A 17,528-nucleotide genomic window follows, 5' to 3' on the forward strand; every position below is an offset into this window, starting at 1 on the left:
GATCCTCCGTAGTCTTCCTAAACCACAGAGAATCACAGCTCGCTGAAATCACTCAACATAATTTTCGGTTGGGCTCTAAGGCTAAAGCCAGTATCCGACTGAAGTCGGAGGGGTTCCTCCTCCAAGAGGACTCTAAAATCGTTTTCTGAAGCAGCAGCATGAGCTTCCCGGTCGTCCCATTTTGTTGAGGTTCGACAGAGAATTAGCAGGTTGAGGTAAAGCTGTTCTTAATATGCGCTAGCGATCCGAGCCGAAGAATTCGAGATCGGTCGCCGACATTCGGCCATCACGGCCAGTTTTCAAATCGAACCTCCAGCGCTGGCCTTTTTCGATAGCTTCGAAGCCAACCTTCTGAACCTCGGAGACATGCAGAAAGACCTTGGGTTGCTTGTCGTCGCGCGCGATGAAGCCCCAGCTGCCCTCAGGCCCCACATATTTGACGGTTCCGGATGGCATGACTGGGTTCAACCCTCCCTTGCACACTCGATGCAGGTCGTGGCGGCAGGATTGTGTTCGAGCCGGGCAGGCGCGATTTCGTCGCCGCATTTCAGGCAATAGCCAAACTCTCCTTCGTCGAGGCGCCGCAGCGCGGCATCGATGGTGGCGCGTTCAGTCTGACGTCGGCGCGCTTGAGCAAGGGCCATCGCCTGGACCTGCATCGCATCGATGCGCGAAAGCCGACCGACGCTATCCTGGTCCAAGGTCACGGGTGCGCGAACCGCCTGCGACATACGGTCCTCGGCCAAAAGCGCCTCGCGCCGCGCGAGAAGCTTTTCACGAAAGCGGGCAAGATCGAGCGCCATCTTACCGCACAAGCAGGACCGGAACGTGAACGGTGCGGATCATCGTGGTCGTAGTGCTGCCGACGATCAGCGTTCGGATCGGCGAATGGCCGTAGGCGCCCATGACCAGCATTGCACCTTGTGTCTGCTCGACGACCTTAGCGATCACTGCTTCGGGCTTGCCGCGTTCGAGAGTCGTCGTGACCTCTCGATCTGCTCGGAGCCGTGATGCGGCGCCGTCGAGCGCTCGCCGGTGCGCGTCCTTGTCCGTGTCCGCCATGACGATGTTGACGGGCAGGCCGGTGAAGAGGGTGGACTCGACAAGTCGGCCCAGCGCCCGGTCCGCGGCGGGGCTGGCATCATAGGCGAACACGATATTGCGCGGCTCGTCATATTCGCGCGATGCCACCAGGACTGGCTTCGAGCTTGCCCGTACAACGCGCTCAACCTTCGAGCCGATATGGCCACTGGCAAATTCATGGCTCGCGCCGCGCTTGCCGATCACGACAACGCGTGCGCCCTCTTCACGCTCGAGGATCGTCTCGACGATACCGCCATGGCGGTGGAGTGTGCGAACATCAAATGCGCCCTTTTCACGCAGGCGCTTCTCGCCGGCAGCGAGCAGCATCCGGCCGCGTTCCACCTTCAGCTTGGCATCGGCGGCTTCCAGTTCGACCAGCTCTTCCATCAGGCTGGTCTTGACGCCAAGGCCGATGGCGCCCGACAAATCACTGCGGGCGGCCACCGCATCTGTGCGCTGGACTACGTGAAGCAGTTCGACCGGCATAGCCAAGCGCTTGGAAGCCCAAGCTGCGAGATCGCAGACGCTGTCGGCATAGCTCGACGCGTCAATACATGCGAGGACGTGTTCCATAGTGCTAATCCTCTCAATGCCCGCCGAGTTGCGCTTGCGCGCCCGGCTTGTCATGTATGGCGAAGCGATCGACCATCGAAGCGCTCGCTTCGTTGAGCCCGATCATTTCCACTTCGGTGCCCTCGCGGCGGAACTTCAGAATTGCCTTGTCGAGCGTACCCACCGCCGAGATGTCCCAGAAATGTGCTTGTGACACATCGATCACGACGCGGTCCAGAACTTCCTTGTAATCGAACGCTTCCACAAAACTGTCCGACGAAGCGAAGAATACCTGACCGGAGACCCGGTAGCGGCGCGTGAGGCCGTCGGCCGAAAGCTCCGACTCCACCGTGAAGATACGCTTCACCTTGCTGGCGAAGAACAGGCCCGACAGGATCACACCGGCAAGAACGCCCTGAGCGAGATCGTGCGTCCACACCACGATCACCACGGTGACCACCATAACGACAGATGATTGCCAAGGGTGATGGCGGATGTCCTTGATCGATCGCCAAGAGAAGGTGCCGATCGAGACCATGACCATCACGGCGACCAGTGCGGCCATGGGAATGATGGCGACCAGCGAACCCAGCACCAGAATCAGGAACAGCAGGAAGGACCCGGCGACGAAGGTCGACAGTCTCGTAAGGCCGCCCGACTTCACGTTGATCACCGACTGCCCGATCATGGCGCAGCCGCCCATGCCGCCCAGGAAACCCGTGAAGAAGTTGGCGATGCCTTGCCCCTTCATCTCGCGCTGCTTGTCCGATGGCGTGTCGGTGAGATCGTCGACGATCTGCGCTGTCATCATGGATTCCAACAGGCCGACAGCAGCCATCGTCAGGGAATAGGGCAGAATGATCTGGAACGTGTCCATCGTGAACGGCACATTGGGGATCAGCCACGCTGGCAGCGATGACGGCAGTTCGCCCATGTCTCCGACGGTGCGCACGTCTATACCGAGATAGAACACCAGCGCTGTCAGGATGGCGATGGAGATCAGCGGCGAGGGAATGGCCTTGGTGAGGTAGGGAAAGAGATAGATGATCGCGAGGCCGCCTGCTACCAATGCGTAAGTCATCATCGGCACGCCGGTAAGTTCGGGCAGTTGCGCCATGAAGATCAGGATGGCCAGCGCGTTGACGAAGCCGGTGATGACTGAGCGCGACACGTACTGCATCAGGACGTTAAGCCGCAGGAACCCGGCGATCACTTGGATCACGCCCATCAGGATCGTGGCGGCGAACAGGTAATCGAGGCCGTGGTCCCGGATCAGCGGCAGCACCAGCACGGCGATCGCGGCGGTCGCGGCCGAGATCATGCCCTGACGGCCGCCGACCAGCGAGATGATCACCGCAATGGAGAAGGAGGCATAGAGGCCGACGCGCGGATCGACACCGGCGATGATCGAAAAGCCGATGGCTTCGGGAATGAGCGCAAGCGCGACGACGATACCCGCAAGGATGTCTCCTCGCGGGTTCGACAACCACTCTCGCTTGATGGATTGCATATTTGGCATGAATACTCCGGTGAACTTAAACAAGAGACAGTGTGCGATCATGATCGGCGATGTAATCGCGGGTCAGCGGCACGGCATCCATCCGCTTGGCGAACTGAATTTGGAAGTTCATGTGCCCCTGTCCGCGAAAAGCGGAATCTGCCGGCAGGTTTTGCTGATCGGTGTGAGCTGACACGCTCGCCATCTATATAACCCCCATTTAGCTTAGCATGGCGAATGGGCGAACGCACCGAAGCGAGCTGCCCGAAGGATCATGCCCAAGATGAAATGTCAGGCGCTGCGGGACGATCGGTACCGATCGTGTTCGCGCTGCCTGGTTTGCGGTTACCCCGGGGATAGGCGCCGGGCCGAGCCACTCGGCAGAACCGAGTCCAGCGGATGACGGGGCCGATACGTCAGTTCCCCTCGTGCCGCAAGTGCGGAAAGGAAAATTCTTGCGGGCCAATCGGCGCCGGTCAGTTTAGACAGCCGCTATGAATAAGATGTTCGAAGAAATCGCCTGGGAGAACACGCCGATTGGTGAACTGGTTCTTAGACGGCGTCGCCTCCGCCCGGATGGAGAGGATATCTGGGAAATCAAGCTCAACGATGGCTATCTGATGTCGAGCCAGTTTATCGACGGGGAGGTCGCCCTCGCCGATCTGGCGTTGGCTATGACGATAGGCACCGAACTAGACGTGGTGATCGGCGGCCTGGGCCTGGGCTATACGGCGCAGGCTGCCTTGCGGGACGAGCGCGTCGGCAAGCTGACCGTGATCGAATTGATCCCTCAAGTCATCATGTGGCACCACGAGCGCCTGTTGCCGCTGGGCGAGGCGGTTGCAGGGGACGCTCGTTGCCATCTGCGCGAGGGAGATTTCTTCGCTTTGGCGAGAGAAACAGGCGGATTTGATCCCGCCGCACCGGAAGAATTGCATGATGCCATTGTGATCGACATCGACCATTCAACGACGCATTTCATCGATCCGGCAAGTGCAGGTTTCTATGGTGCCGATGCGATTGCCGCGATCACTCGCAAGCTGAAACCGAACGGTGTCTTCGCGCTCTGGTCAACCGACGCTGAAGACCGGGCATTTGTTGACGCTCTCCACGATAGCTTTCGGGATGTGCGGGTCGAGCGCGTGGAATTTCCGACGCCATACCGGGACGAACCGGCATTCAACTTGATCTATCTCGGCCGCAAACCGGATTCCGGCGCATGAGCTGACTGGGTCGCAGCGGGTTAATTCAACGCGCCCATCAGCGCGCGAAGAATGGCGAGCGACACTGTGGGCGCTACCGAAGAACCTCGCCGCTCACCGCAAGTGACCGTCGCGGAAGGGAAAACGCCCGAAACGTCGTAGCCAACCTTCAGGCGTGCCTCCGGCCAAATGTCGCCGACCAGCTTTCTAGCAGCCACGGCACTCGACAAATAAGCGGCCGGTTCCGTCTGGAACATCCGTGCTATCTCCTCGTTTATCGCCGGATCTGGAGACTCCGGGCGAGAGTCTGACGTCTTTGGCAACCGCAGTCCTAAGGTCATCGACCACCGATGAAAGATCGCGGCCGCGCACGTCAACATAGACCCAGGTCGAAAGCCGGCCGTTCTCGGTCTTGAGCATCGGTGGGCCGTCGCTGACCTTGAGCTGTGCCACGGTGCCGAGCGTGATCTGCTGCCCCTGCGGCGTGAGGATCGGCAGCGTCCGCAGCTTCTCGAGACTGTCGCGGATTTCGCGGGGATAGCGGACGTTGATCGGATAGCGCGCCAGCCCCTCCACCGTTTGACCGATATTCTCACCGCCGACGGCTCCCGACACGATCTGCTGCACATCGGCGATGTTGAGCGCGAAACGCGCGGCGGCGGCGCGGTCGATATCGACATCGATATAGCGTCCGCCGGTGAGCCGCTCGGCCAGCGCGGAGCTGACGCCCGGCACCTTCTTTGCCGCCACCTCGACGTCATGGGCGATGCGGTCGAGTTCGGCGAGGTCGGGGCCGGACACCTTGACCCCGACCGGACTCTTGATCCCGGTCGCCAGCATGTCGATGCGGTTGCGGATGGGCGGAATCCAGATGTTGGCAAGGCCCGGCACCTTGACCGTGCGGTCCAGCTCCTCGACCAGCTTTTCCGGCGTCATGCCCGGCCGCCATTCGTCGCGCGGCTTGAAGCGGATGGTGGTCTCGAACATCTCCAGCGGCGCCGGATCGGTCGCGGTCTCGGCGCGGCCCGCCTTGCCGAACACGCTTTCGACCTCGGGCACCGATTTGATCATCCGGTCGGTCTGCTGGAGCAGAGCCGACGCCTTTGCCGCCGACAGGCCAGGCAGTGCCGAGGGCATGTAGAGCAGATCGCCTTCGTCCAGCGCCGGCAGGAATTCACCGCCGAGCCGGGAGAGCGGCCAGGCCGTAGTTGCCAGAACCACCACCGCAATGATGAGCGTCGTCCTGGGCCGCGTGAGCACCCAGTCGATCGCAGGGCGATAGGCAGCGGTAAGCGCCCGGTTGACGGGATTTGCCTGTTCGGAGGGCTGCCGTCGTTCTTCACGGTGAGGTTAGCGATAGTGGCCATGACAAAAACTCCTTCGGTTGCTCGGGGACCATCCCCGATGGCGCCCAAAGGAGAGCCCGGTTGCCGACGTCACCGCAGCGTCAGCGAAGGGGAACCCCTTCATGGGGTTGACAGCATTAGGCGGCCGAGGATCGCATGCAGGCGACAAAGAGGGGTCGGTCTCCAGCAGCCGGAGAGTCCATCTGTTCTGGCCACCGCTTGCCGGTGAAGTCCGACACCGGAGGTGCGCTGCCCCTTTATCGGTACCGATGCCCATGACACCCCTGCTCAGGGCAACGTTCGTGCCGGCCGCAGCAAAGGGCCGCCACGGATCGGGGGCGATGCTACGACGCCTCGCTGCCCTAACGTGGAACCGATTCCGGGCCGCTCTGCGTCGTGCTGTGCAGCCACACCTCATCATATTGCCGCGTCGGGCGACAGTCCGATGCTGACGCAATCAGCCTGGCCGCCGGAACCCGACCCGCACCTGCTCCACTTTCGCGCGGGTAACGCAGCCTTTGGCATGATCGTTGATGAGGCCCATAGCCTGCATGAAGGCATGGACTGTCGTCGGGCCGACGAACGTCCACCCCCGCTTCTTCAGATCCTTCGACATGGCCACCGAGGCCGACGAGGTCGAGGCGAGATAGGGGACGTCGTCTCCCTGCGGTTCAAAGTGCCAGACATAGGCTGCTAGAGAACCGGCTTCACCGACCAGTTCCTGCGCCCGCCGCGCATTGTTGATGACCGCCTCGATCTTACCGCGATGGCGGACGATCCCGGCATCCTGCAGCAACCGCTCGACATCGGCATCGCCGAAGGTGGCGATCTGGTCGAAGTCGAAGCCCGCAAAGGCGGCGCGGAAATTTTCACGCTTGGTAAGTATGGTGCGCCAGGACAGGCCGGACTGGAAGCCTTCGAGGCTGAGCTTCTCGAAGAGTCGCCGATCATCATCGACCGGATAGCCCCACTCGTGGTCATGATAGGCAATGTAATCGGGGGACGCCGCGCACCAGAGGCAGCGCGGCTTGCCGTCAGCTGGCGTGAATAATGCGCTCATGTCGTGTGTCGCAGCGGCGCGTCCAAACGAACTTGCAGCCTTTTGCGCATGCGCCTCGTATTGGCGATGATCTGTTGCACGCGCGACGGCGACAATTCGAACTGGCGAGCGAGTGCGGCATGGCTCGCGCCTTCGCTATGAAGCTTTTCGATCTCGGCGTTGCGCGCGCCCCTCCACACCATGAACATCATCCTTGCATCGAATTTCGGGGCCGGTCAGGACACAGTCGTCATCAGGATTCGGAACCCTACAATAGCCGTTGGCAAGGCATTGGCGCAAGGATTTGTTTCCTATATGTTCCGACTTGGCTGTCGCCGCGCTCAACGGGCATTAGGGCCGCAAGCGAACAGGGCACAGTCGACTCGATGACAGTTACACCGTTCGTAAACACGACTCCTTTCGCCGACATTCCGGTCATTCCTCGACCGGCATTGCGCGCCTAATTCCTGCCGTCCGTTGATCTGCTGCCTGTGGGTGCGTGAGGCTCCCACCAAATCGATCAGCTTGCTGAAACGAGCGTAGCTCTCGATTTTTTTGGTCGCTTTCGCGCGAACCAGAAGGTCCAGACCGTCAAGCTGCCGAGCAGACCCAGTGCGAGGCCGGATGTGGTCATGACCAGGCGATAGGGCAGTCCGCCCACCTTGGCGGCGTGGAGCGGATAGAGCAAATTATAGATCTTCGCCTTTGTCGGCAGCCGCGAAGCATCGCGTGCGGCAACAAGGTGGCCGCTATCGGCAGCAAACCAGAGCGTCGTTCGGCCGTTGGGCAGCCACTCCTCCGCCTTTTTCAGGCGCAGCGTGATCAGCCCGTTGCCATCGCGCGGCAAGGAAAGGCTCCGAACCTCCGCTTCGGGAAAGTGGCTCCGGGCGGTTTCGATCATTTTACGCCAGTCGGGGTGGGCTGCGAGTTCCGCCGGGTGCGGATCGGGGGCTTTCAAGCTCGCATCGATGACCATAGGCGCCGAGGACCCCAGGATCAGCGCCGCCATCGGACGGAACACCAATATGGCGCCGGTCAGCAGCGACAGGATCAGAAGCGGCGCGGCCACAATGCCAAGATCGCGATGGTGACGCAGGATGGCTGGCCGGCTCAGGCGTTTGGGCAGAAGGCGGAATTCAAAGGTCTTCCGCGTTCGCCACCACAGAATGATGCCGGACAGAACGAAGAGCAAACCGGCCACGGCCGCGATCCCGCCAACGGTTTCGCCAGCGTTGCCGGCGAACAGGTGGTGATGAAGATCGAACAGCCAGATTTCGGGGCGCTCCCACTGGCTGTCCCAGCGCTGCACCATGATGCCCGCCTGATCGCTGTAGCCGCCCGCACCTTCCTTGAAGGTCAGGCGGTTCAATCCGAAGCCCTCGTTGGCAAAAAGGATCATCTGCGGCCGGGCTGAAGGATCGGCCATGATCCGTTCGACCGCCCCGGCTATGGCGCTGGTCGCCTGAACCTGAGCGTCGCCTGCATGCGGGAGGATTACCCAGGCATCCTTGTGAACCAGAAGCGCGCCCGAAATCCCCAGCACCGCCAGTACAAGGCCGATCAGCCCTCCCGTCCAGCGGTGCAAGAGATCGAGGAGCATCATCAGAAGCGGTAATCCCAGCCAAGGGTGACGTTGCGGCCGCGCCCGGAGAAGAAGTGGGCATCGTCGGTCGGACGAACGGTATCGCTGTAATAATCGATGTAGAATTTATCGAACAGGTTCTGGACACTGAGGGTGAGGGCGCCAAACCCGGTTTGATAGCGCAGGCTGGCGTCGGTCACATTGTAGCCGTCAAAGTCATAGACGGTGTTGAATGTGCCCGGCGCGCGCTCAAAACTCCGGGCCAGATAAAATTGCGTCTGCACGCGCGCGGAAATCGGTCCATTTATATAGCTGGCGGCAAGGTTGAGCCGGTCAGGCGAGATGTTTGCGCCGTCGAGGTCGCGATCTACCTGGTCAACCCCGTCAGCAGAGCCATCGGTCCGCCCGATCAGATGCGCATAGCCTGCGGACAAGGTGAGGCCAGGCACCGGTGTCTTGACAGCCAAATTCAATTCCAGTCCCTGGATTTCGACCCGCTGCCGCTGCACTTCATAGGAACCGTTGATCAGCGTCAGCAAAGAGCCATTCTTGCTGGTCGACCAGAAATAGGCGGCGCTGGCATCCAATGGGCCGCGCTTGACCTCCATACCGATTTCCCGGTTATTCGAAACAATCGGGCTGATGTTGACATAGGTGTCGATGTCGACCCCATCTGTGTTCACCGCTCGGGCAATGCGACCAACGTCAGGCACAGTGTAGCCTTCCGCATAGCTGCCATAGAGCCGAATGCCGGGAAGCGGCTCTACAATCACACCGCCATTGAACAGCGTATCGTTGAACGTGGGACTGCCGCCGGATACGAAGTGCGAGCCATAGGATGCCAGGGTCGTGTAATCGTCGATGGTGACGCGGACATCCTCGTAACGGATGCCGCCGGCCAGACGAAGTTTCTTGTCGAACAGCGCCAGATTGAACTGGGCGAAGGGCGCGAGGCTGCGATAATCGGTGGGCGGGACCCATGTGCGGTCCGTCGCAATCAGCCGCTGTTCAGTAAGGTCAAAAAGCGCGTCGAAGCCGAGCGCCGCCGTCAGCGCCTCGAAACCCGGAATGCCGCGCTCATAGCTGATCTTGCCCCCATATTTACGCGACCGGTTCTGCGATTGGTCGAACAGCGCACCAACGGGCGCGAGGGACGCATCCTGGAATGTGGCGATGGGCGCGACTTCGCCGCCATAAGTGTCGCGCGAGCGATTGAAGAAAATCTGGCTGACCAGATTGCCACCCCAGAGATTGGTGTCGGTCAGCGATAGCGCAACGCTTTCGGTCCGGTTGGTGGCGGGTGCGCCCGGCGGGTCCCCCCGGACGGAAGTTGTCGGCAGGTTGACGAGGTGATTGCCGTTCTGCGCAACATAGTCCCCATCCCCCTTCAATTCGAACCGGCTGGCGATCAGGTCCAATCGAGCGCTGTCGCTCAGCGCGTAGCCGAACCGTCCAAAGACGGACCAGCTTTTTGAATCCTGCGTCTCGCCTTGGGTCAGGTCGGTACCGAGGCGGCGGTCATGGCCATCATAATACACGCCGCGCTTTTCGAAGGCTGTGCCCACCGTCGCATCGACGCGGCCTGCGCGATAAGACAGCAGAGCCGCGGCTTTGCCGCCCAACCCGTCACCGTGAAAACCATCATCGGCGCTGCCTTGCAGCAGGACGCGGCCGGATACTCCTTCCGTCACTGGCGGGCCTACTGTCACCTGATTGACGATGCCGCCCGTACCGCCAATGCCTTGCAGAGCGTTGGAGCCATAGATCAGCTCGACCCGATCCACGAAAAACGGATCGATCGTGAAGCCATCGCGCGCGCCATCGCGCAGGGGCGCTGTCTGCGGGATGCCATTGATCGCATAGAGCGGCGAACGCCCGCGCAACGTCTCACCCGCGCCCGACAGCTTCTGTCGGGTGGGAGAGAATGAGGGCGTCAGGTTGGCGACGGCGTCCACAATCGAACCGCCGATGGCGACCTGCTGGTCCAGCGTCTCCTTATCAAGGACATCGATTGTGAGCGGAAGCGCGTTGGCGGGAAGTGCGCTCCGCGTTGCCATTACGACGATGTCATCGCTGCTTTCCGCCGCCGGTGCCATAACCTGAGCATGGGCTGCCCCGGTAACGAGAGTGGCTGCGGTCGAGAGTAAGGTCGTGAATATGTAGCGCATAAAGCTCCCCTTGGGTCAGGGGCGCCGCTAACCTGTTTCAAATACTATTGCAAGTCAGTATCAAATTGGCCTCTCTAGTTAGCCTCGTCGTTCCGTCGCGGTTTTTGTCAACATGGCCGATTACATGATATTGTTGCGATTGCAGCGTCAGGAGGTCGAGTGGACGCTCGCAGATAGCAGACTGGTGGTGTTCTAACCGCGACAGACGCCAACATTTCTGCCGTTTACGCTGGAAATTCGCGAGTCTGGAACCTGTCGTTCATTCAGGTCAGTATTTCAAGCATGTGGAGCGGCAATTTTGGGCCGGCGCGGATGGGCAAGCAGCAAGACAGCGGACTGCCATTCACCTGATGCTTATTCAATTGGCGCAGAGCGTGAAGGTGCAAATAGGGACTCAGCGGTGCCCCCAGTTTGGAGCAAAGTCGCGGAAATCAGAACCTGATTTTCGCTCCGCCCAGCACCATGCGCGGCGCTCCCGGGCGCGCACCCGCAGGAGAAAAGGCGACATTGTATGTTTTGTCGAACAGGTTAGTCACGCTGGCGAAGACCGAGAGGGGTCCAAAAACATCCCACTCGGCTGCGAGATCGACAAGCGCGCGGCTGTCGATCTTTTCCGCATCAGCTATCTCTCCTGATCCAGCCACGGCGCGGGTCTTGCTTACCAGGTTGAGCGTTGCTGAGAACCGCGCCTTTTCTAGTTCTACGCTCGCATTCAAGGTCAATTGATGCTTGGGTAGATAGGGCAGCCGGTCCCCTTTTGCCACCGATCCCCAAGGCTCATAACCGTTATCGAAAGACGTGCGGAACTCGGCATCCGTCAATGTGTAGACGACGGAAACCGGTATGGCGAAACCTTGATCGTCGACGCCGCCGAATGTGTATCCACCGGTCAACTCGATACCTTTCACATGGACTGCACCGCCATCGAACTGGTCACCGATCACGCAATTGCCGCCCGTGGAATTGGTGCAGGTGCCCACAAGGTTGGAATAGTCATTGAAATAGCCGATGGCCTCTGCGTGCCAGCTGTTCTTGGCAACTTTGAAGCCTGCCTCATAGTTCCACGAGGTTTCGGCGTCGGTCGTCGATCCGGGGCCGGGGCTTGCAAAACCGCGATGGGCACCAGCGATGAAACGCATTCCGGGCGAAAACTCCCAAGAGACTGCCACCCCCGGTATCCATACATCGACGTTTGATGTCACGACAGATGTGGGCATAGTCCGACTAGGGTCAGAGCCCGACCAGTCGGTCCGCTTCAGGTCGATCGTTTCGTAACGAAGCCCGGGCGTCAGAGTGACATCGCCCAGCGTAATTGTGTCACGGACGAAGAAGGCCCAAGCTTGCGCCTCACCGAGCCGGTTCGAGTTGCTGCCAAGAGCGCCCGCAGACGTAAGGATCATCCGGCCATCGACCATCTGGTAGATGTCATCCTGCTGGAAACGGTCTTCCTCATCTTCATGGTACCGTACCGAAATCTCCATTTCATGCGTCGCACCGCCTGTAGCGAAGCCCGCTTCAAGAACGCCCTGGACTCCGGTAGACTGATATGCCCGATTGTTATTGCGGACCCGCAGGCCATTGACGCGACCCGTATATCCGGGCGCACCGATGAGGTCGGCCATTTGAGGGGCGAATGTGGACGGATCGGAAACAACGTTGCTGATCGAATCCCAGCCGGTATCGGCCGAATTGCGAACGTCATTCAACTTGTACCATGCCCGGGTCGTATCGTTGCGATAGGCAACGATTGTGAAGCCCAGCGTTTCGGAGGGACGGAAACGATAGCTCAGCTGGTAGGTCTGATGCTCGGCATTCATCTCGTCGACTTGGCTGGCATTGTAACGCCGATAGGGCGATGCCCGAAAGTCATCAAGCGTCAGGCCCAGGTAAGTTTCTGCGCTTGTCTCATCATAGGTCTGAAACTTCAGTTCCAGGGCATGGCGTTCATCGGTAGTACGCAAGGCAAGTTTTGCAACGACGTCAGTAATCTCGAAGCCGGTGTCGCCACCGATATCGATATGCTTGAAGCCACCGGAATGCTCGTAAAGCCCCTCGATAAGACCGCCTACCTCAAGCCCGTCTGAAAGCGCAGTCCAGCCGCCCACCCAGCCATGAGCCCGGCGCGCCTTGTCCGTGCCAGCGAGAACTTTCACGGAACCGGCGCTCAACTCCGGGATTGGTGTGGAGATCAGATTGACAGCTCCGCCAACCGTCATAGGTCCATATTTGATTGCTGCAGGCCCTTTGGAGACTTCCACGGCCGACATCCGGAAAATTTGCGGGAAGTAATAGGCCGATGGCGCGGCGTAAGGCGCGGGCGCGATCAGCACGCCATCCTCCATCAGCGCAATTCTCGCTGAACGATCGCTTCCCGAGCCGCGAATACCGATGTTCGGCCTAAGGCCGAATCCGTCCTCTTCCTGGAGGTTCACGCCTGGAACCTGACGCAGAACGCGATTTGGGTCCGTATAGGAAAACTCGGCAAGGTCCTCGCTATCAAGAAACTGGACCGAACCGCCGATCTCGAACGCTTCCGGCTTGGAGGCAGTGACTAGAATTGCCTCATTTGCGGGCGCACCAGCTTCCATACCAGCTTCTTCTGCGGAAGCGTTGCCGTTCCAAGCGAGAATAGACACAAAAATGCCTGACAGCGCGGTGCCTCTGCGCAACTGAGTCTTCATAAGTTGGTGCCCCCATATCTATTTGCGAACGCTAATAAGAATAATTCGCATTAATGCAACCCCCGACTGATTCATTGATTCACATCAAGGTACTGCCGGTCAACAAACAAGGGGCGGGCAGACATTTTCAGCATCCGCTGCGAACCTGACCTTGGCGACGCGCACGGCCGTGGCTAATGTGAACCGGGGCAAGGACGTGCATCCGGCGGGCCTCCATTTCGACGAGTGTTTCGTCTAAGAGATGGCGGCGAAGGAGCATGCCTGCCACTTGCTTTTCGTGGGGATATTTCGCGCACCGACATCGGGCGGAGGCCTGTAGGAAGCGATTGCCGTAGTGAACAACGTAGAGAAATTCACACAGGTGCTTTTCTACATCATCCGTAATTGGTAGCATTATTTACCAATTTGTTGTAATATATTTCTAATTTTAACAATTATTTGAAATTGTTTATCCATATAATGGAATTCATACTTGTGACATAGAAACAATAGATGTCTCTATTTCGTTAGATATATATCTATCAATGCCAAAATGTCCAGTAGCTATACCAAATTACCTGGAGATTATCTGGGTATTCATTTCGACTCATCTTAATAATTAACCTTTTTTTGAGGCATGATGGCTACCTTTGTTGCTGAGCGAGAAACTTCAGCTTGGGTGAATTGGGGCGGCATCGCACATGTCTAAGAAATGGAAAATCCTGCGGAACCAGTCCGGCAATGCATTGTTCATTGCCACCCTGGCCATGCCGGTGCTGATCGGTGCGGGCGGACTGGCTACGGATACGATCCAATGGACGCTCTGGAAGCGCCAGATTCAGCGGCAGGCCGACTCTGCGGCGCTCTCGGGTGCCTATGCGAAAGCACAGGGCGGCAATCCGTCCGCCAGCGCGACCGCCGAGATCAACCGGCACAGCTTCGTTACATTTTCGGCAGTTCCCGTCATCGAAAACGCGCCGACGGCGGGTGCCTATGCAGGGGATGATACCGCAGTTCGGGTGATCCTGCAGACGAGCGAAGTGCTGCCCTTTTCCAGCTTCTTCATGAGTTCGCCGCCAGTGATCAGAGCCGAAGCGACAGCAGCTGCGGTCACCAATGGCGAATATTGCGTCGTCGCGCTTGAATCCACGACTGCAGCCGGTATCACGATGCAGGGCAATGCTTCGGTCAATATGGGCTGCGGCCTCGTAACGAATTCGAAAGCTGCCAACGCCGTCATCGCCGGGGGAAGTAGTCTTATCAGCGCCACGCCGGTGGCGGCTGTCGGCGGTCTGCAATCGAGTGGCAACTACGCATCTGGTACAGCGCTGCAGCCTTACACCATTGCGCAACCTGATCCATTCGCTGACCTGCCTGAACCCATACTCCCAAGCTGCAGCGGCAAGGTGACGGTTCAGCCCACGGCCACGCGAACGCTTGATCCAGGCTGCTATCGTGGCATGGACCTCAAAGGCACGGTGACGCTCAATCCCGGCATTTATTATATTGAGGGCAGCTCGTTTGGTGTGGGATCGCAGGCGACGGTCATTGGGGATGGCGTCACCATCATTCTGACCAGCAGCACGGCCGCCACCAACCCGGGCTCTATCGCGGACGTAAACATTAATGGCGGCGCGAATATCCAGCTTACAGCGCCGACCAGTGGAACTTATGCGGGCGTGGTTTTCTATCAGGACAGGCGCGCGACCGATTCCGGGACCAACAAGATCAACGGCAATGCCAGTTCCAAGATACAGGGCGCCATCTACATGCCCAAACAGGCCGTCGAGTTTTCAGGTACGTCGGGCATGGACACGAAGTGCCTGCAAATTGTCAGCCGACGCGTAACCTTTACCGGCAATAACAGCATTACCAATCAATGTCCGGCCGGGTCGGGTGCCGAATCCTTCACCGGCACGCGCGTGCAACTGGTCGGGTGACTATGATGCCGCCGAAATTCCTTCGATGCGCCTTGCGGCTGCTCGCCGACCGGAAAGGCACCAGCGTCATGGAAACGGCAATCATCGTGCCGACGCTGGCAATACTGGTCATGGGCGCATCCGATCTCGCGATGGGATTTTCGGAGAAGCTCAAGCTGCAACAGGCCGCCGCGCGGACGGTGGAGATGGCGACGGCAGGCGGCCTTAACAGCGACGCCTTCCAAAATTTGAAAGCGGAGGGTGCCAGCGCGGCCGGAGTTCCGACTGAAAGCGTCACGCTCGACACATGGCTCGAATGCGACGGCGTCCGCCAGAGTTCGTTCGATATCACCTGCGGTGATGGCGAGCAGGTCGCGCGTTTTGTATCGATCGACATCAGCGGTAGCTATACTCCTATGTTTTCCTTTCTCGTGCCGTCATCGCGCACGACGGATAATGGCGGATTCGCGCTCACGGGCTATTCTTCGGTCCGGGTGCAATGATGCGACGGTTGTGCAAATTGATCCATGACAGGCGCGGTGCCTCGGCGATCGAATTCGCGCTGGCTGTCCCCGTGCTCATCACTCTCATCATCGGCATACTTCAACTTGGCATCCTGTTTGCCGCTAATGCCGGTTTGCAACAGGCCGTGGAGGAAGGCGCCCGCTATGCCACCATCTATCCCAGTCCTTCGGACTCGGCGATTACCGCTCGGGTGACCGACAGCAAGTTCGGCCTCGATTCATCCCATATTACCGGACCGACGGTCAGCCACGGAACAAGCGACGGCGTGGGCTATGTCGACGTTTCCATGAGCTACGCCGTGCCATTGAACTTCGTGTTCTTCGAAACAAGCCCCGTCACGCTTAATCATACCCGGCGCGCTTATCAGCCGTGAAAAGTACAATGCTGGACATGGATTGTTGGCGATATTTTAAGTAATTATTCCATTGTAGAATTTAATGTAAATATTAAATATAGATTTGTTAAATGATTTCATATAATGGGCGCGTCGATACCTGCCGCTTGTTCATCAGATGATTCCGGCCCCCCGTTGCGAGCAGAGAACCGGAACCGGTGTCAAATTTCAGTCCGCTCGGATAGAGTCAGTGCGTCGTCCACATCGACGCCGAGGTAGCGAACAGTGTTTTCGATGTTCGTATGACCCAGCAATATTTGCACAGCGCGTAGATTACCGGTGGCCTTGTAGATAAGTGACGCTTTGGTCCGGCGCATCGAGTGCGTGCCGTACTCCCGCTTGTCGAGACCGATCGTTGACACCCATTCGTCAACGAGACGGGCATATTGCCGTGTACTCAAGTGACCGAGATATCGATCCTGCTGGGGAATACGAAGTCGCAGATTGAACCGCCGCGCCGATCAAGCCAAGCTTTCAGGCTCTTGCGTGCCTCGGACATGATCTCGAACTGCACGGGTCGACCAGTCTTTTGCTGGATGACAGTCGCGCGATCACGAAAGGAACCTGCGCTCATCAAGTCACTTATCCTGATCTTGACCAGATCGCAGCCCCGCAACTTGCTGTCGATGGCGAGGTCGAACAGGGCACGGTCGCGAAGGCGTTTGTGCTCGTCCAGATAGAAGCGGATCGACCAGATATCGCGAGGTTTCAATGGCCGCTTGGGGCCAACGTTTGTACCAGCATTCCAAGGGTGTCGTTTATGTACGGCAGGGTCCAGGTCTGAATGTCCCATGTGATGTCTCCAATGGTCGGAATGACCAAGGGCAAGATATCACTCTTGAATGTCTGGGGGAGTATGTTATAACTCTCGTATGAACGCGACCGTAAAAATTACCAAGATAGGCAACTCCGCTGGCGTTGTCCTGCCCAAGGAACTCCTTGCCAAATTGCGCGCTGGTGTGGGCGATACGCTTTATGTGTCAGAATCTCCCGATGGTATCCGCATAACTGCCACCAATCCGGAGTTTGAAGTCAAGATGGCGATGGCCGAACGGATCATGCGCCAAGATCGGGACATATTGCGCGTTCTAGCCAAGTAAATGCCTGAAAATAATGAACCGGTCTGGATCGAGAGCGAACTTGCACTTGCCATTCATGATCGTCAGCTGGCGGAGCACGGCGGGCCTGTCGGGCTGCGCGATGCATCAGGACTGGAATCAGCTCTCGCCCGGCCACGCAACCGCTGGGCCTATGGCGAGACCGAACTGTGCACATTGGCGGCTGCCTATGCTTATGGCCTTGCACGCAATCATCCCTTCACGGATGGCAACAAGCGCACCGCTTGGGTGCTGGCAAGGCTATTTCTTGCGCTGAATAATGTGAGAATCGAGTTCGTGCCGGAAGATGCGGTGCACGCGGTGATGAAACTCGCGGCGGGAAAACTCGACGAAGCAGAGCTCGCCGATTGGTTCAAAGCACATTGCAGCTAGTCACCTGAATCCGAAGTTCGCTTCATTGTTTTCTGGCAGAAGCGTTTGACGGCGGCGAGGATCTCGTCGG

The 17,528-nt window shown here is 58.7% G+C and carries 16 protein-coding genes, 2 pseudogenes and 1 other annotated feature; of the genes and pseudogenes, 6 read left to right on the plus strand and 12 right to left on the minus strand.

Features of this window, described 5'->3' with window-relative positions:
* Window positions 1-237 precede the first annotated feature (237 nt).
* The 5 genes from L3X40_RS18015 to L3X40_RS18035 are packed head-to-tail and all read right to left on the minus strand — an operon-like array spanning window position 238 to window position 3,338.
* Complete coding sequence (locus L3X40_RS18015) at window positions 238-456, minus strand: cold-shock protein (protein ID WP_237366841.1); 219 nt, start codon at window positions 454-456, stop codon at window positions 238-240.
* Window positions 457-464: 8 nt separating this feature from the next.
* Window positions 465-803: a TraR/DksA family transcriptional regulator gene (locus L3X40_RS18020; protein ID WP_237366842.1), complete on the minus strand. Its 339-nt coding sequence runs from the start codon at window positions 801-803 to the stop codon at window positions 465-467.
* Window position 804: 1 nt separating this feature from the next.
* Window positions 805-1,656: a universal stress protein gene (locus L3X40_RS18025; RefSeq protein WP_237366843.1), complete on the minus strand. Its 852-nt coding sequence runs from the start codon at window positions 1,654-1,656 to the stop codon at window positions 805-807.
* 13 nt (window positions 1,657-1,669) lie between these two features.
* Window positions 1,670-3,154: a SulP family inorganic anion transporter gene (locus tag L3X40_RS18030; RefSeq protein ID WP_237366855.1), complete on the minus strand. Its 1,485-nt coding sequence runs from the start codon at window positions 3,152-3,154 to the stop codon at window positions 1,670-1,672.
* A gap of 16 nt (window positions 3,155-3,170) precedes the next feature.
* Window positions 3,171-3,338, minus strand: a complete 168-nt coding sequence (locus L3X40_RS18035) for a hypothetical protein (RefSeq protein ID WP_237366844.1) — start codon at window positions 3,336-3,338, stop codon at window positions 3,171-3,173.
* A gap of 138 nt (window positions 3,339-3,476) precedes the next feature.
* Window positions 3,477-3,530 (minus strand) — a sequence feature (sul1 is cis-regulatory element that is thought to sense ions involved in sulfur or methionine metabolism; They are found in Alphaproteobacteria).
* 97 nt (window positions 3,531-3,627) lie between these two features.
* Between L3X40_RS18035 and L3X40_RS18040 the strand changes: the two genes are divergently transcribed.
* The gene (locus L3X40_RS18040) at window positions 3,628-4,356 is read left to right on the plus strand and encodes a hypothetical protein (RefSeq protein ID WP_237366845.1); all 729 of its coding nucleotides are present in this window, start codon (window positions 3,628-3,630) and stop codon (window positions 4,354-4,356) included.
* Window positions 4,357-4,623: 267 nt separating this feature from the next.
* Here L3X40_RS18040 and L3X40_RS18045 read toward each other — a convergent pair.
* The 6 genes and pseudogenes from L3X40_RS18045 to L3X40_RS18070 all read right to left on the minus strand — a co-directional run.
* A pseudogene (locus L3X40_RS18045) lies at window positions 4,624-5,667 on the minus strand (efflux RND transporter permease subunit); the annotation flags it as partial.
* A gap of 471 nt (window positions 5,668-6,138) precedes the next feature.
* Window positions 6,139-6,741 carry a DNA-3-methyladenine glycosylase I gene (locus L3X40_RS18050; RefSeq protein ID WP_237366846.1) on the minus strand — a complete coding sequence of 201 codons (603 nt, stop codon included), beginning with the start codon at window positions 6,739-6,741 and terminating at the stop codon, window positions 6,139-6,141.
* Window positions 6,738-6,923, minus strand: a complete 186-nt coding sequence (locus L3X40_RS18055) for a hypothetical protein (RefSeq protein WP_237366847.1) — start codon at window positions 6,921-6,923, stop codon at window positions 6,738-6,740. The genes L3X40_RS18050 and L3X40_RS18055 overlap by 4 nt, the downstream gene beginning before the upstream one ends.
* Window positions 6,924-7,240: 317 nt before the next feature.
* On the minus strand, window positions 7,241-8,323 hold the full coding sequence (locus tag L3X40_RS18060; protein ID WP_237366848.1) for a PepSY-associated TM helix domain-containing protein: 1,083 nt from the start codon (window positions 8,321-8,323) through the stop codon (window positions 7,241-7,243).
* On the minus strand, window positions 8,323-10,470 hold the full coding sequence (locus L3X40_RS18065; protein WP_445177209.1) for a TonB-dependent receptor: 2,148 nt from the start codon (window positions 10,468-10,470) through the stop codon (window positions 8,323-8,325). Before L3X40_RS18065 ends, L3X40_RS18060 begins: the two co-directional genes overlap by 1 nt.
* 431 nt (window positions 10,471-10,901) lie before the next feature.
* Window positions 10,902-13,106 (minus strand): TonB-dependent receptor family protein, encoded by a 2,205-nt coding sequence (locus tag L3X40_RS18070; protein ID WP_237366849.1) that lies wholly within the window; start codon window positions 13,104-13,106, stop codon window positions 10,902-10,904.
* A gap of 725 nt (window positions 13,107-13,831) precedes the next feature.
* Between L3X40_RS18070 and L3X40_RS18075 the strand changes: the two genes are divergently transcribed.
* The 3 genes from L3X40_RS18075 to L3X40_RS18085 all read left to right on the plus strand — a co-directional run bounded on the left by L3X40_RS18075 (window position 13,832) and on the right by L3X40_RS18085 (window position 15,947).
* On the plus strand, window positions 13,832-15,070 hold the full coding sequence (locus tag L3X40_RS18075; protein WP_237366850.1) for a TadE/TadG family type IV pilus assembly protein: 1,239 nt from the start codon (window positions 13,832-13,834) through the stop codon (window positions 15,068-15,070).
* Between the two features lie 68 nt (window positions 15,071-15,138).
* On the plus strand, window positions 15,139-15,552 hold the full coding sequence (locus tag L3X40_RS18080; protein WP_237366851.1) for a TadE/TadG family type IV pilus assembly protein: 414 nt from the start codon (window positions 15,139-15,141) through the stop codon (window positions 15,550-15,552).
* Between the two features lie 8 nt (window positions 15,553-15,560).
* A complete protein-coding gene (locus tag L3X40_RS18085; protein WP_237366852.1) occupies window positions 15,561-15,947 on the plus strand; it encodes a TadE/TadG family type IV pilus assembly protein in 387 nt (128 codons plus the stop codon).
* A 182-nt stretch (window positions 15,948-16,129) separates the two neighbouring features.
* On the opposite strand, the pseudogene L3X40_RS18090 reads toward L3X40_RS18085, so the two are convergent.
* Window positions 16,130-16,761 (minus strand): annotated as a pseudogene (locus L3X40_RS18090) (tyrosine-type recombinase/integrase).
* Window positions 16,762-16,840: 79 nt separating this feature from the next.
* Between L3X40_RS18090 and L3X40_RS18095 the strand changes: the two are divergent.
* Together L3X40_RS18095 and L3X40_RS18100 are read left to right on the plus strand one after the other, a co-directional pair.
* A complete protein-coding gene (locus L3X40_RS18095; RefSeq protein ID WP_237366853.1) occupies window positions 16,841-17,068 on the plus strand; it encodes an AbrB/MazE/SpoVT family DNA-binding domain-containing protein in 228 nt (75 codons plus the stop codon).
* Window positions 17,069-17,458: a type II toxin-antitoxin system death-on-curing family toxin gene (locus L3X40_RS18100; RefSeq protein WP_237366854.1), complete on the plus strand. Its 390-nt coding sequence runs from the start codon at window positions 17,069-17,071 to the stop codon at window positions 17,456-17,458.
* Window positions 17,459-17,528: the final 70 nt, after the last annotated feature.

This window comes from Rhizorhapis sp. SPR117 (genome assembly GCF_021742065.1).